This window comes from Chryseobacterium sp. UNC8MFCol (assembly GCF_000482305.1).
Lineage (GTDB): Bacteria > Bacteroidota > Bacteroidia > Flavobacteriales > Weeksellaceae > Chryseobacterium > Chryseobacterium indologenes.
On sequence record NZ_KI535291.1, the window covers coordinates 106595 to 121639 of the forward strand.

At 42.9% G+C, this 15045-nt stretch carries 12 protein-coding genes and 2 pseudogenes; 13 read left to right on the top strand and 1 reads right to left on the bottom strand.

Annotated features, from left to right (window positions below; genetic code table 11):
- Window positions 1-55 precede the first annotated feature (55 nt).
- From M030_RS0118230 to M030_RS0118245, 4 genes are all read left to right on the top strand, one after another.
- A complete protein-coding gene (locus tag M030_RS0118230) occupies window positions 56-949 on the top strand; it encodes a bestrophin family protein (RefSeq protein ID WP_027374814.1) in 894 nt (297 codons plus the stop codon).
- A 17-nt stretch (window positions 950-966) separates the two neighbouring features.
- The gene (gene uvrA / locus M030_RS24470; protein ID WP_051585165.1) at window positions 967-3531 is read left to right on the top strand and encodes an excinuclease ABC subunit UvrA; all 2565 of its coding nucleotides are present in this window, start codon (window positions 967-969) and stop codon (window positions 3529-3531) included.
- A 53-nt stretch (window positions 3532-3584) separates the two neighbouring features.
- Entirely contained in the window at window positions 3585-3839 is a 255-nt protein-coding gene (locus M030_RS0118240; protein ID WP_027374815.1) for a SemiSWEET transporter, read from the top strand.
- Between the two features lie 114 nt (window positions 3840-3953).
- On the top strand, window positions 3954-4859 hold the full coding sequence (locus tag M030_RS0118245) for a helix-turn-helix domain-containing protein (protein WP_034722849.1): 906 nt from the start codon (window positions 3954-3956) through the stop codon (window positions 4857-4859).
- 115 nt (window positions 4860-4974) lie between these two features.
- Here M030_RS0118245 and M030_RS0118250 read toward each other — a convergent pair whose 3' ends face one another.
- Window positions 4975-6174, bottom strand: a complete 1200-nt coding sequence (locus M030_RS0118250) for an alcohol dehydrogenase catalytic domain-containing protein (RefSeq protein ID WP_027374817.1) — start codon at window positions 6172-6174, stop codon at window positions 4975-4977.
- Between the two features lie 563 nt (window positions 6175-6737).
- On the opposite strand from M030_RS0118250, the gene M030_RS0118260 reads away from it, so the two are divergent.
- The 9 genes and pseudogenes from M030_RS0118260 to traJ all read left to right on the top strand — a co-directional run bounded on the left by M030_RS0118260 (window position 6738) and on the right by traJ (window position 15045).
- Complete coding sequence (locus M030_RS0118260; RefSeq protein WP_002981486.1) at window positions 6738-7046, top strand: DUF4134 domain-containing protein; 309 nt, start codon at window positions 6738-6740, stop codon at window positions 7044-7046.
- Window positions 7047-7072: 26 nt separating this feature from the next.
- Window positions 7073-7912 (top strand): DNA adenine methylase, encoded by an 840-nt coding sequence (locus M030_RS0118265; RefSeq protein WP_051585167.1) that lies wholly within the window; start codon window positions 7073-7075, stop codon window positions 7910-7912.
- 1 nt (window position 7913) lies between these two features.
- The gene (locus tag M030_RS24475) at window positions 7914-8270 is read left to right on the top strand and encodes a DUF4133 domain-containing protein (RefSeq protein ID WP_034722851.1); all 357 of its coding nucleotides are present in this window, start codon (window positions 7914-7916) and stop codon (window positions 8268-8270) included.
- A gap of 8 nt (window positions 8271-8278) precedes the next feature.
- A pseudogene (locus tag M030_RS24480) lies at window positions 8279-10242 on the top strand (TraG family conjugative transposon ATPase); the annotation flags it as partial.
- A gap of 215 nt (window positions 10243-10457) precedes the next feature.
- On the top strand, window positions 10458-10643 hold the full coding sequence (locus tag M030_RS25625) for a hypothetical protein (protein WP_155860276.1): 186 nt from the start codon (window positions 10458-10460) through the stop codon (window positions 10641-10643).
- 174 nt (window positions 10644-10817) lie between these two features.
- Window positions 10818-12626, top strand: a complete 1809-nt coding sequence (locus M030_RS0118280) for a reverse transcriptase/maturase family protein (protein ID WP_027374819.1) — start codon at window positions 10818-10820, stop codon at window positions 12624-12626.
- A gap of 115 nt (window positions 12627-12741) precedes the next feature.
- Window positions 12742-13350 (top strand): annotated as a pseudogene (locus tag M030_RS0118285) (TraG family conjugative transposon ATPase); the annotation flags it as partial.
- A gap of 21 nt (window positions 13351-13371) precedes the next feature.
- Window positions 13372-14004, top strand: a complete 633-nt coding sequence (locus M030_RS0118290; RefSeq protein ID WP_027374821.1) for a DUF4141 domain-containing protein — start codon at window positions 13372-13374, stop codon at window positions 14002-14004.
- 15 nt (window positions 14005-14019) lie between these two features.
- A complete protein-coding gene (traJ, locus tag M030_RS0118295; protein ID WP_027374822.1) occupies window positions 14020-15045 on the top strand; it encodes a conjugative transposon protein TraJ in 1026 nt (341 codons plus the stop codon).

The following is a 15045-nucleotide window of genomic DNA, read 5'->3' on the forward strand; positions in this document are numbered from 1 at the left end:
TCGGAAATTCTTATTTTGAATTGTATAGTAATAATAATGTTAAATAGAAAGTCCCATGATAATAAACCGCAGAGTTCCATTTAAATTTCTATTAAATGAAATTAAGGTACAATTGTTTACAGTTGCCCTTCTGGGGGTTACTTTTGGTCTATTACCATATTATTTACCAGATTATGCGCCGGATATTTCCATTCAGATAGCGACAACATTGGGTATTGCGATCTCGATTCTGTTATCGTATAAAATCAACCAGTCCTATAACCGGTGGTGGGAAGCCCGTACCATCTGGGGAGCAATCGTAAATGACAGCCGTTCTCTGATCCTGCAGCTCCAGCTTTATGTGAAAACTGAAAACGTAGATGTGGCTAAAATTTCCCATTATCAGATTGGCTGGTGCAGAGCCTTAGAAAGATCATTGAGGCGGCAGGAAATTTGGCCTGTTCTGGAAGATTTGCTCAGCGAAGAGGAAATTAAAAAGCTCCGAGAACATTCAAATGTTCCCCTTGCGATCAGTCAATTACAGAATGGATGCTTGAAAAAACTTTACGATGAAAACCTGCTGAATGAATTTGCTCTGCTTCAGATAGAAAAAACATTAAATGATCTGGTAGCATCGATGGGGAGGGCAGAGCGGATTAAAAATACCGTTTTTCCACCCACATTTGGGCAGATATTGCATGCCGCCATCTATTTGTTTGCCGTTTTTCTGAGTCTGTCATCCTCGTTCCACTTAAACATTGTGCTGCAGGTTGTCATTCTTATTTCGGTTTCGATGATGTTTTTTTTCTTGGAAATGCTAGCGCATAGGCTTCAGGATCCTTTCAGCAACAGCCCTACGGATACGCCTATGACCGCACTTTCACGAACGATAAAGATCAATATCCGTCAACTATTAAATGAGAAGGAAATCCCAGATCCGATTGAGCCGCAGGGATTTTATCTTATGTAACCTTAAAGCATTATTTTATGAAAATTTTTGGTAAAAATACAGAAGGCTCTAATAAGAGAGGCCTTTCAGATCAAAGTCCAAGCGAACAGAATTCCGAGGGTTTTGTACGTGTCAGGGGAGCCAAGGAACACAATCTAAAAGATGTTGATGTCGATATTCCGAGAAATAAACTTGTCGTGTTTACGGGGATATCGGGTTCCGGTAAATCTTCTCTTGCATTCGGTACGATCTATGCGGAAGCACAGCGAAGATATCTGGAATCAGTTTCACCCTATGCAAGACGTTTATTTAATCAAATGAATGTTCCGGAAGTCAGTGCCATTCATGGACTTCCCCCGGCTGTTGCCCTGCAACAGAGCAGGGGAGGAACTACCGTCCGCTCTACAGTGGGAAGTGTAACGACTATTTCCAATTTATTGAGGATGTTATATTCCCGGGCAGGGGATTATCCGCCCAAACAGTCTATCATCTATGCAGAAGGATTTTCTCCCAACACGCCGGAAGGAGCATGTCCTGTATGCCATGGTATCGGACGCATCTACGATGTCACAGAAAAATCGATGGTACCGGATGATTCCCTGACAATACGTGAACGGGCTGTGGCTGCCTGGCCTTCGGCTTGGCAAGGGCAAAATCTCCGGGAGATTTTGATGACTTTAGGATTTGATGTCGATAAGCCGTGGAAGGATCTGCCGAAAAAAGAACGGGACTGGATCCTGTTTACCGATGAAACACCTACAGTACCCGTTTATTCAGGGCTGTCTGCAGCGGAGGTAAACCGGGCAGTGAAAATGAAATTGCCGCCAAGTTATATGGGAACTTTTACCGGTGCCAAACGCTATGTTCTGCAAACATTTGCAAATACCAACAGTCAGATGATGAAGAGGCGGGTATCACAGTATATGCTGAATACGGAATGTTCGGAATGTCACGGAAAGAGATTAAAAAAAGAATCTTTGGCTGTAAAATTTGAGGGATTCGACATCGCTGATCTATCCAATCAGTCGTTATCTCAGCTGATGGCCATTTTTACCCCATATGCGGAGGGTAGATTTTTATCTAAAGATAAGGATAAACATCCTGAGAAAGCTATCGTTGCCCAAAATATTGCGATCGATCTCGTTGCACGGCTAAAAATCATGATTGATCTCGGTCTGGGGTATCTTTCGCTGGAGCGGAGCACGCCAAGTATTTCCCCCGGCGAGTTACAGCGGTTAAGGCTGGCGACACAGGTACACTCAAATCTGTTTGGCGTAATTTACGTTCTGGATGAACCCTCTGCGGGTCTTCATCCTGCAGATACAGAAGCCTTGTTGGCTGTTTTGATAAAATTGAAAGATGCAGGCAATTCAATGTTTATCGTAGAGCATGAGGTGGACATTATCCGGCATTGTGACTGGGTTGTGGATGTTGGGCCACAGGCGGGAGCCAATGGCGGGGAAATATTATATAGCGGTCCCCTGGAAGGACTGCAATCTGTAGAAAGGTCGGTAACCCGTCATTATATTGATCCGGTTCCTGTCACCAAAGAGGTTGTCAGGAAAGCTGAACACTGGCTGCGTGCGATCAATGTCACCAGAAATAATATCCAAAACCTGGACGTGTCAATTCCCTTGGGCGTTCTCACCAGTATTACAGGTACTTCAGGGTCAGGTAAAAGCAGTCTGGTAAGTCAGGCACTGGTAGAGCTGATATCGGATTATTTGGGACAGGATATGGAGGAAAGTAGTGATGAACAGCCTGAACTATCACAGGAAACCAATATTCATACTTCAGGCGTTATCACAACCGGCATGGAACACATCAAACGGCTGGTACGAGTTGACCAAAAGCCAATTGGCAGAACACCACGTTCAAATCTGGCAACTTATACGGGGCTGTTTGACAGGGTAAGGCAATTATTTGCTGAAACTGAGCTAGCCAAAAAAAGGAAGTATGATGTGGGACGTTTTTCTTTTAATGTAGCCAAGGGACGATGTGCACACTGCAAAGGAGAAGGATTTGTTATGGTAGAACTGTTATTCCTTCCCAGTGTTTATACACCATGTCCGACCTGTAAGGGAACCCGGTATAATGACAAAACACTGGAAGTAAAGTATGACGATAAAAATATTGCCGAAGTTTTGGACATGACTGTGGATCAGGCCTGGGATTTTTTCAGCAGCGACAGGTCTTTAAGGCAAAGTCTTGAAGTCCTCAGACAGGTCGGTTTGGGTTATATACGTCTTGGACAGCCGGCCACAGAATTATCCGGGGGAGAAGCACAGCGTATCAAATTGGCATCGGAACTGCAGCGTACGCAAAAAGGGAAAACCTTGTACGTTTTGGACGAACCAACGACAGGACTGCATCCGTCTGATGTGGAAAAATTGATAGGTCAGCTGAATTTTTTGGTTGATGCCGGAAATACGGTGATTACGGTTGAACATGATATGCATGTTGTGGCTTCCAGTGACTGGGTTATAGATCTGGGACCCGGTGCGGGTAAAGATGGCGGAAAGATAATTGCTGAAGGAGCTCCCAGGGATGTAGCTAAGAATAAGCAAAGCAAAACAGCTAAATATTTGGCTGCCTATGTTTAAAAAATGAAAATTAAAGGACGAAATGTCCGCTATTAACAAAATAAATATGTCGTATGAATACAGACGTAATTGGACTCATTGCAGGTGTCTTAACTTCATTTGCAATGATGCCCCAATTGATAAAGGTGATAAGAACCAGAAATGCGGATGACATTTCAATCTTAACACTTATTGTTTTACTTTCAGGCCTTTCCCTGTGGGTCTGGTATGGAATCATGAAACAAGATTGGCAGATCATCCTATCGAATGCCTTTGCCGTTCTGGTCAATTTATCCCTCCTGGCTTACTGTATTATTTCCAGAAAGTGATTTAACAGGTGCAGATCCGAAATGTATGGCACACTGCGATCAAATCTGGCGGCTGCGAAAATTGGGATTAAGTAAATTTTATTTGGTCAATAGTAAATATATAAAGACTTAAGTATGAAATCTTATCGGATAACTCCCGTAAATTTAAGCGACAGTTCTAAATTGGATTCCAGACTGGAGCACCGGAGGACTTTTAATCTTCCGAACTGTGAGCTCAACATATTTGAAACATTTCATAAAAGTGACAATGTAATACTTTCATATAGTGGTGGATTGGTGGTTTCAAGTATGATGAGAGGTAAAAAAGTGATGTCCGTGGAGGGTCAGGAGGCATTTGACTTTCTGCCCGGTCAAAGTGTGATCCTTCCTGACGGACTAACCATGAATGTAGGTTTTCCAGACGCAGATGAAAATCGTCCCGTGCAATGTATCACTCTTACACTGGACTGGAATACTGTTCACAAAAATCTTGACTATCTAAATGAGAGATATTCAAATCATCAGGCACCTTTTGAATGGAAACTTGATTTTTCGCATCAGCATTTCGAGAATAGCATGGAGCTGGTAGCAAGTCTCAATAAGCTTGTTAACCTTAGTATGGAGGAAGGTTTTGCAAAAGAGGCAATTGCGGACCTGTCTCTTAAAGTACTTCTATTAAGGCTTCTTCAGACCCAGAACCGTTTGTCAGTGAACAGCAATCAATCAATGTATGACAATCGAATTCAACCGGCAATCAATTATGTGCATAAGCATCTTACGGAAAAAATAACTGTTGAAAAGATGGCAAGAGAATGCTGTTTGAGCCAATCATCTTTTTATCAATATTTTAAAAATATACTGGGCATAACTCCACTGGAATTTGTTCTGCGTACACGCATAGACCATGCAAAAAAAATAATGGCTGACAGTTCCGTTACTGTGACCGAAGCCTGTTATGCATCAGGTTTTAATAATGTGAATCATTTCATTAAAATTTTTAAAAGGCTTGAGGGGCTTTCTCCGGGCCAATATAGACACTGATTAACGCAAAGTGCGCGTTAAATAGGTATGTAATTGGTTAAGCTGAGAAATTAAAAAAAGGTGGGACATTTATTCGATGCCCCACCTTTACTTTTTATTTTCGCTCTACATGAGTTTACGAACGGTTTTTTATCATGCCATGTGGATCGATAATAAACTTTTTGCTTGAACCATCCGAAAAGTCTTTATAGGCTTGTGGTGCTTCGTCAAGACTGATAACCTGCGGGTTCATGATCGTTTTCATCGAGATACGGCCCCATAGAATGGCCTGCATAATTTGATAGTTGTAACGTCCAATTGGAGCCATTCCCGTTTGAATATGCAATGACTTAAGCCAACCTTTTCCCCAGTCGACAGTCAGTTTACCGTGCTTAGCGTTCTCATCACGTCCTCCTGGGTCAGAAGGAGTATAGATACCTGGAATCCCTATACCTCCGCTTGCGCGGACAACATCGAAAAGATCATTGATAACTGCATTGGGATTTTCTTTTTTGTAGTCTTCATCACCATGTCCATGTGCCTCATAACCTACGGCATCCACACCGGCATCCACTTCCGGTACTCCGAGAATCTGTTCGATCTGTTCTGCTACACTGGCATCAAGGGTAAGATCAACAGTTTCCATTCCCGCCTGTTTGACAAGTTCCAACCGCTCCTTGTTCATATCTCCCACAATAACGCAGGAAGCTCCAAGAAGCTTTGCTGATTCTGCAGCACAGCGTCCCACTGGTCCAGCACCAGCAATATAAACAGTAGATCCTGTTGTAACACCAGCAGCATACGCGCCATGATATCCTGTTGGGAGAATGTCAGATACTAATGTGAGATCTAAAATCTTTTCCAGCGCTTGTTCTCTATCTGGAAACTTAAGGAGCTGAAAGTCAGCATAGGGGATAAGACAATATTCAGATTGGCCACCTAACCAGCCTCCCAGGTCAAACCCATAAGCGCCAACAGGAGCATCCGGATTAACGGTCTCGCAGACGTCGGTATTTCCATTTTTACAGTTTCTGCACCGTCCGCAGGAAACGTTGAAAGGGACTGAAACGATGTCACCTACCTTGATGAATTCTACGTCTTTTCCAATTTCAACTACTTCGCCTGTGATTTCATGACCCAATACGTGTCCCACAGGTACTGAGAAACGTCCCCTAAAAATGTGCTGGTCACTGCCACAAATATTTGTGGAGACCACTTTAATGATTACCGCATGATGAATGTCCTTTCCCTTGGGGTTCTGGAATGTGGGATAGGCAATTTCATTTACTTCTAAGTTCCATGGGCCTTTGTAGACCACTCCTCTGTTACTAGCCATAATGTTTTATTTTGATGGTTTATAAATGTTTGTATTCCCTCATTCTGTGAGGATTATATATTAAAATTAAGCAATATTTAGTCCGATAAAACATGTTGAACTCAGTAACGGAGAATGCTTATTCTAATATCAAGGATCGTTCTATTGTTCTGTGATCCAGTTATGATGAGAATAGTAGAAACCTTGCTTTTTAAAGCACTTATAATTTATGGAGCGAGACCTATTTTTGTAAGATTTTAGTATAAAATTTATCCAGTAATGTTTGGGAATAATGACTTACCAGAATTTTATTTTTGGGATAAACCAAATCTGTAATGAATACTAAACGCGAATAAGTAAGATATGAATCAGTAAAAGAAATTACTGGAATCATTTTCAAAAAAATGCATAACCGCCAGCTTCTAAAGCCTGACGGTTTTTTTGTTTCCCGGTACTCACATTAGGAAAACAACGGCAAACTTAGTACCTCTCATACCACCAGCCCCCAACTCTGATACTATCTGCAACACCTTTGTTTCCAAGCCCGCATAGGCGGGTATTACAAACTTAAAATGTAATGAAACATGAAAAAATCAAGACAAAAAATTCTGCTGGCGTTGCTGTTTATTTCGCTTATCAGCAATGGGGCTTTTGCGCAGGGAAATGGCGCTGCAGGTATTCAGGAGGCCACACAGATGGTTACAAGCTATTTTGATCCCGCCACCAAGCTGATCTACGCGATCGGTGCTGTGGTCGGGCTGATCGGCGGTGTGAAAGTGTACAACAAATTCAGTTCGGGTGACCCCGATACCTCAAAGACAGCGGCAAGCTGGTTCGGCGCATGTATCTTCCTGATCGTTGCAGCGACCATCTTAAGATCATTTTTCCTTTAGGCTAACCCTCTTAAATTTTTTCAATTATGGCAAATAATAAGATGGCCACGCCATTGACCTATTATGGCGGAAAGCAACAGCTTGCGAAGATCATTATTCCCCTTATTCCACCCCATTATACCTATGTAGAGCCGTTTGTGGGAGGAGGCGCAATTTTTTGGTCGAAACCAAGGTCTGAGGTTGAGGTGATCAACGATTACAACCGGGAGCTGATCAACTTCTATGAGATGGTGAAAAATCAGTTTGTTGAACTGGAAAAAATGATAAGGATCACACTACATAGCAGGTCGCTCCATAGTGATGCGCATGTGATCTATAATAATCCCCATCTCTTTGACAGATTACAACGGGCCTGGGCAGTCTGGGTTTTATGTAACCAGTCTTTCAGCGCAAAAATCGGCGATTCATGGGGTTACGATGTACGGGAGCATACCTCTTCCAAAAGATTGAGCAATAAGCGTGCGTCATTCTGTGAAGATTATGCGATACGCCTTCAAAATGTTCAGATCGAAAATACGGATGCCATTAGGATCATCAATTCACGTGATCACGAAAAGGCTTTTCACTACTGTGATCCGCCTTATTTTAACAGTGACTGCGGTCATTACGATGGGTATAGCAAACATGATTTTGAATCTCTGCTATTGTGTCTATCCCATGCTAAGGGAAAGTTTCTTTTGAGCAGCTACCCGAGTGATATCCTGAACAAATTCAGCCGCGATCTTGACTGGCACACTGTCAAAATGCAGAAAGAAGTGCTGGTCGATAAACATTCGGGAAAAGTACCCAAGAAAAAGATCGAAGTACTTACCGCCAACTATGACCTGGATATCGTGCAAGGAACGCTAAATTTTAAATCATACTGAAATGAGGACCTGGAATATAAATAAGGGTATCGGCTGTACAGTTGAATTCAAAGGTTTGAAAGCCCAGTATCTTTTTGGATTTGCCGGTGGGCTATTACTGGTACTTATCCTTGTCATGGTGCTGTATATGGCGGATGTAAATATGTATGTCTGTCTTTCGGTAGGATTTATTTCCGCTTCCCTGAACATCTGGAAAACTTTCAGCCTGAACAACAAATACGGTGAACATGGACTGATGAAATTAGGTGCAAAAAGAAAGCATCCACAATATATCATCACCCGTAAACCCGTGCAATCTTACCTAAATTACCCAGCTGCGAGAGGTAAGAAAAATCAAAATTTTAACACTAAATCTTAATGGTTATCATGAGAAATATCTCTAAAACAACTACGTTGGAAAGCCGTTTTCCCCTCCTTGCAATTGAGAATGATTGCATCATTTCGAAAGAGGGAGACCTTACGGTGTGTTTCCGTCTAAGGCTACCGGAAATTTTTACAGTGGGCACGGATGTGTACGAATCAATTCATTCCTCCTGGAGTAAAGCGATCAAGACTTTGCCGGAATATAGTATCCTGCACAAACAGGACTGGTATCTAAAGGAAAACTATCAGCCGGATCTGGAAAAAAGTGAACATAGTTTTTTATCGCGTTCTTTTCAGCTTCACTTTAATGAGCGGCCGTTTCTGAACCACTACTCCTATATTTTTCTGACGAAAACGACAAAGGCTCGGATGCAGTCCCAGAGTAATTTTAGCAGCTTGTGCAAAGGTAATCTTGTTCACAAAGAAATAAAGGATAAGGAAGGAATGCGGCGTTTTCTGGAATTGGTGAGCCAGTTCCAGCGTATTATCAATGACAGTGGTCATATAACAATGGATCAGCTGGGTGAAGCTGAAATTCTGGGAAGTGAAGGGAAATCCGGAATCCTTGAACAGTATTTTACATTGTCGCATGAGACCAATCCCGTTTTGCAGGATATGGCTCTGGGAGCAGAAGAAGTCAGAATCGGAAGCAAAAGGATGGTACTTCATACCTTATCCAGTACCGATGATCTTCCCGGTACTGTTTCTGACTGCAATCGGTACGACAGACTTTCAACAGATCGCAGCGACTGTATGTTGTCTTTTGCCAGTCCTGTGGGACTGATGCTCAGTTGCGACCATATCTATAACCAGTACCTGTTCATCGATAATAGTTCTGAAAACCTCAAAAAATTTGAGAAGTCAGCCAGAAATATGCATTCACTGGCACGTTATAGCCGGGCAAACCAGATCAATAAGGAATGGATAGAACGTTATCTGAACGAGGCTCATTCCCACGGATCGCCTTCAATCAGGGCGCATTACAATGTCTTCGCATGGAGTGAAGACCGACAGGAGCTACGCAACCTGAAAAATGATGTAGGAAGTGCGCTTGCGCTAATGGAATGCAAGCCCCGCCATAATACCGTAGATGCTGCCACTTTATACTGGGCGGGAATTCCCGGCAATGCCGGCGATTTTCCTTCAGAAGAATCCTTTTACACTTTCATCGAACCGGCACTATGTTTTTTTACGCAGGAAACCAACTATCAGGATTCGCTTTCTCCTTTTGGGATTAAGCTTGCGGACAGGCTGACGGGCAAACCCGTGCACGTCGATATCAGTGACCTACCGATGAAAAAGGGGATTACGACGAATAGAAACCGTTTCATTCTAGGTCCAAGCGGGGGCTGGCGGGCTATTCTTAATTGAGTAGCCCGCCAGCCCACTCAATAAATGGAAGTGGAAAATCATTCTTTACCAATCATATGGTGAGACAGTATTATGAACAGGGAACTCATGTGCTTTTGGTAGATACAGGTAATTCCTATCAGGGGCTTTGCGAACTGATCAAAGGGAAGACAAAAGGAAAAGACGGTGTTTATTTCACCTACACCGAGGACAACCCAATCTCATTCAATCCGTTCTTTACCGAAGACAATGTCTTTGATATCGAGAAAAGAGAAAGCATTAAGACCTTGATCCTGACCTTATGGAAAAGGGACGACGAAGCTCCCAAACGTAGTGAGGAAGTGGCACTGTCCAATGCAGTCGCAGGATATATCGAAAGGATTAAAAACAGTAATGAAATACCATGTTTTAACGGATTCTACGAATACGTGAAAGGCGACTACAAAAAAGTCCTTTTGGATAAGGAAGTACGGGAGAAGGATTTTGATCTGGCGAACTTTTTAAATGTGCTGGAACCCTATTATAAAGGCGGTGAATACGACTACTTACTAAACTCAGAAAAAGAGCTTGATTTGCTTAATAAGCGATTTATTGTTTTTGAAATTGATGCGATCAAAGGTGCGCACGTAAAGGCTGCATAACAAATGTACTCATGGCAGAGTACTGGATTAGTGTTCTTTGAATGATCCATCATCCGCCGACTTATCCGTGAGGGAAACCAAATATCGGGGAGTGTAGCATGTCGGCAAAAGCTATGAGTTGGCCAGTTGTCAGGCCACGACTGAATAGCAGGATGAGTAACAGATATGAGGATAAAATCCATACTGATTGAATGATAGTCCAAGCGGCTCCTCGTTGTATCTATGACGTAAGACAACTGAACTCGTCATACCGTAGCACTTCCCTTCCAGTCCTTGAGGAGGGGAAGCATGAACAGGCTACGGCGCAAGTGCAATATGCATTAAAGGACGGAAGTCATATCCGACAATCTGTAACGCCATTGTTGTTATGCAGCTAAACGTGGATTGCCTAAGTCGGAAAGCCACAGGCGTGGCTATGGGGTGCAGACCCTTGAATATCCGATATGGCAACGGAGTCTCCGTAGTAGTCCGAGCAAGGGAAAGCCTTGTACATGGCGAAGGGAGACAGCTAATATTATTTAATACAATTAACGGAAAATGTGAGAGACATTATGAGAAATCCAGAAAGCGTATTAAACAGTCTGGCGGAGCACAGCAAACTTTTGGACTATAAGTACGAAAGGCTCTACCGCATTCTGTTCAACGAAGAGATGTATTATGAAGCTTACCAACGCATCTATGCCAAGCCCGGCAACATGACCCAAGGGTCTGACGGGCTGACCATAGATGAAATGAGCCTAAAGCGCATCGACAAGTTAATCGGAGCTATCAGGGATGAAAGCTACCGACCCCGTCCATCAAGGCGTACCTACATCCCGAAGAAAAACGGGAAAAGACGTCCGTTGGGCATACCGTCATTCGATGACAAACTGGTACAGGAAGTAATCAGGATGATACTTGAAGCCATTTATGAGGACAGTTTCGAACATACCTCACATGGTTTCAGACCGCACAGGAGCTGTCACACGGCAATGATGCAGATAAGCAAGTCCTTCAACGGTGCCAAATGGTTCGTCGAGGGGGACATTCAGGGTTTCTTCGACAACATCGACCACGATGTGCTGATAGGAATACTGAAAGAACGCATCGCCGATGAACGCTTTCTAAGACTCATCCGAAAGTTCCTGAATGCAGGGTATATCGAAGATTGGGTATTCCACAAGACCTACAGCGGTACACCGCAGGGAGGTATTGTCAGTCCGATACTGGCAAATATCTACCTCGACAAGCTGGATAAGTTCATGAAGGAATACATCACATCATTCGACAAAGGGGAAGAACGCAAAAGAAGCAGGTTGCGCCAAGAATACGAGTACGAAAAGAGGATTGCTGTGGCAATGCTGAAAGCCGAAGATGATGTAGCCGACAGAAAATTGCTCGGTAAACGCATCAGGGAAATTGATAGAAAAAGAGCCTTGGTTCCAAGCTGTGATGAAATGGACATAGATTACAGGAAACTGAAATACGTAAGGTACGCAGATGATTTTCTCATCGGTGTAATCGGAAGTCTCGAAGATTGCAAGCAGATAAAACAGGATGTCGCACAGTTCCTGAACGACAGACTGAAACTGGTACTGTCCACAGAGAAAACGCTGATTACCCATTCTGAAAAACCTGCGAAATTCCTTTCGTTTGATGTGACTGTAAGAAAATCCAATCTGACCAGACGGAACGCCAGCGGAAAAATGGTTAGGACTTACCACAAGAAAATCGTTATCAAGATACCACGGGAAACCATCAGGAAGAAACTGCTCGATTACGAAGCACTGGAAATAAAACTCCACAACGGTAAAGAGCAATGGAAACCGAGACCGAGGACTGGACTGATATTCAACGATGACCTTGAAATCCTAAGCAAATACAACGCTGAACTTATAGGCTTCTACAATTACTATTCGATTGCCCTGAACAGCGGAACTATCAATAACATGAGCTACATCATGGAATACAGTATGTACAAAACCTTTGCTGCAAAGTACAGGACAACTGTACCCAACATCTGTAGAAAGTACATGAAACACGGTGTGTTTACCGTCACCTACACGAACAAGAAACGTGAAGTGAGGTTCAGGACTTTTTATAAAGATGGATTCGGACGGAAGATTGTAGCCAAGGAGGCTTTCTTTGATAAACTTCCCAACTACTTCTACGCTAAAATGCGGACAAGCCTTGTCGACAGGCTGAAAGCAAGGAGCTGTGAACTATGTGGGGAGACAAGTGAACTTGAAATGCACCATGTGAGGAAACTTAAGGACATCCAAAAAGGTAAAGCGCCTTGGGAAATCCACATGATGGCAAGGAAACGTAAAACTATGGCACTATGCCATAACTGTCATATGAAAGTACATCATGGAAGCTAGACTGAAAATATTAGTGGAGAGCCGTATACGCTGGAAGGTGTACGTACGGTTCGGGGGCGAGTATCTGGAAACCTACCGTAGCAATACGACAAGGCGCTGGGTGCTTAGCCTACATCACAAAATCCTGTTTCCGGTAGTTACGATCATCATCATGGAGGTCTTTATCAATAAGATGCGGCGGTTAAAAGGAATCCGTAAAATGATACTTATAGAGGAGGCGTGGAAGGCCATAGCGAAAGAAGGAATGGCTGAATATATTCGTTATTTATTTAAGACCGTCAGGAAATTTTTTGGTGAAGCTATCGTGGTGACTCAGGAAGTGGATGATATCATACAGTCTCCGATAGTCAAGGAAACAATTATCAATAACAGTGACTGCAAGATCTTACTCGACCAGCGGAAATACGCTAACAAATTTGACGACATCCAAAAAATGCTCGGACTTACGGAACGCGAAAAATCGCAGATACTTTCGATCAATCAGGACAATGATCCAAAGCGCAAATATAAGGAAGTATGGATCGGACTTGGAGGAACGCATTCGGCGGTCTACGCGACAGAAGTGAGCGAGCAGGAGTATCTGGCATACACCACGGAGGAATCGGAGAAAATGGAAGTGATGGATCTATCCCACGAAATGGGCGGCGATGTGGAAGCTGCCATCAAAAAGATTTCGCTTCGGAAAATCAAAGGGCTTTCGGCCACAGACAATGCAAAAAATTAAATAATCCTAAAATTTTAAAGAATGAAAAATTTATTAATGACCGTGCTGATGTCATTATTACTTGTCATCACACAAAAGGCAAATGCACAATGGGTAGTTACTGATCCAACCAATCTGGCTTCAGGAATATTGAACTCCGCCAATGAAATAGTACAAACCTCAAGTACAGTAAGCAATGTGGTCAAGAACTTCAATGAAGTTAAGAAAGTTTATGAACAGGGTAAAGAGTACTACGACAAGCTGAAGGCAGTCAATAACCTGGTTAAAGATGCAAGAAAAGTTCAGCAGACCGTTTTACTGGTCGGGGATGTAAGCAACTTATACGTCAACAATTTTGGGAAAATGCTGAACGATAAGAATTTTTCTACGGCCGAGCTGGTAGCGATAGGAAACGGTTATTCCGCGTTGCTTAACGAGAGTACTGAACTGCTGAAAGAACTTAAGCAGATTGTCAGTTCAAGCAGCTTATCATTGAATGATAAGGAGCGTATGGAGATTATCGACCGAGTGTATAAAGAGGTTAAAGAATACCATAGCCTTGTAAGATATTACACCAATAAAAATATCTCTGTGAGCATCCTACGAGCTAAAAAGCAGAATGACACGAAGCGCGTCATGGACTTATATGGCACAGCTAATCAAAAATATTGGTAACAAATTCTGACAGTTATGGAATTTAACAACTTACATGAGATCCTAAGAGGTCTCTATGATGAAATGATGCCCCTTTCTGAAACGATGGCTGTTGTAGCAAAAGGCGTGGCGGGTCTGGGCGCACTGTTCTATGTGGCGCTAAAGGTTTGGCAGGCATTAAGTAGGGCAGAGCCAATTGATGTTTTTCCACTGTTAAGACCATTTGCGATAGGCATGTGCATTATGTTTTTCCCTACAATCGTTCTAGGGACAATTAACGGAGTACTTAGTCCAATTGTTAAGGGAACTCATTCAATGTTGGAAGGGCAGGTACTGGATCTCAATACCTTGCAACAGCAAAAAGATGTACTGGAAAAAGAAGCGATGCTACGGAATCCTGCAACAGCTTATTTGGTATCGGACGAGGAGTTTGACAAAAAGCTTGATGATCTGGGATGGTCATTTGATGATATCGCAACGATGGTCAGTATGTATAGGGATCAGGCAGTCTACAATATCAAGCAGGAAATCAAAAAAGAATTAAGGGAAATCCTAGAACTACTGTTTCAGGCTGCGGCGCTGGTGGTTGATACGATCCGGACTTTCTTTTTAATCGTTCTTTCGATACTGGGGCCGATTGCATTTGCCATATCTGTCTGGGATGGATTTCAGAGCACTCTTACCCAGTGGCTCAGCAGATACATAAGTGTTTATCTTTGGCTTCCTGTGGCCGATCTTTTCAGTGCCATGCTTGCGAAAATAAACGCGATGAGTGTACAACGGGATATAGAACTATTAAGTGATCCCTCATTTGTTCCAGATCCCGAGAATAGTGTTTACCTGATTTTTATGATCATAGGAATTGTTGGATACTTTACCATTCCAACTGTTACCAGTTGGATTATTCAGGCTGGCGGTGCCGGAAACTTTACCCGTAACGTAAGTCAGGCCGCCATGCGCACAGGAAATGTTGGTGCAGCTGCGGCTGGAGCAGCAGTGGGAAATATTGGTGGTCAGCTGCTGGATAATAAAAGTAATGGACAAGGACAAAAAAGCAATTGA

Bases quoted from the DNA above. Each gene is read 5' to 3' on its own strand.
- M030_RS0118230 (WP_027374814.1), top strand. From the start codon at position 56: ATGATAATAAACCGCAGAGTTCCATTTAAATTTCTATTAAATGAAATT.
- uvrA (WP_051585165.1), top strand. From the start codon at position 967: ATGAAAATTTTTGGTAAAAATACAGAAGGCTCTAATAAGAGAGGCCTT.
- M030_RS0118240 (WP_027374815.1), top strand. From the start codon at position 3,585: ATGAATACAGACGTAATTGGACTCATTGCAGGTGTCTTAACTTCATTT.
- M030_RS0118245 (WP_034722849.1), top strand. From the start codon at position 3,954: ATGAAATCTTATCGGATAACTCCCGTAAATTTAAGCGACAGTTCTAAA.
- M030_RS0118250 (WP_027374817.1), bottom strand. From the start codon at position 6,174: ATGGCTAGTAACAGAGGAGTGGTCTACAAAGGCCCATGGAACTTAGAA.
- M030_RS0118260 (WP_002981486.1), top strand. From the start codon at position 6,738: ATGAAAAAATCAAGACAAAAAATTCTGCTGGCGTTGCTGTTTATTTCG.
- M030_RS0118265 (WP_051585167.1), top strand. From the start codon at position 7,073: ATGGCAAATAATAAGATGGCCACGCCATTGACCTATTATGGCGGAAAG.
- M030_RS24475 (WP_034722851.1), top strand. From the start codon at position 7,914: ATGAGGACCTGGAATATAAATAAGGGTATCGGCTGTACAGTTGAATTC.
- M030_RS25625 (WP_155860276.1), top strand. From the start codon at position 10,458: ATGATAGTCCAAGCGGCTCCTCGTTGTATCTATGACGTAAGACAACTG.
- M030_RS0118280 (WP_027374819.1), top strand. From the start codon at position 10,818: ATGAGAAATCCAGAAAGCGTATTAAACAGTCTGGCGGAGCACAGCAAA.
- M030_RS0118290 (WP_027374821.1), top strand. From the start codon at position 13,372: ATGAAAAATTTATTAATGACCGTGCTGATGTCATTATTACTTGTCATC.
- traJ (WP_027374822.1), top strand. From the start codon at position 14,020: ATGGAATTTAACAACTTACATGAGATCCTAAGAGGTCTCTATGATGAA.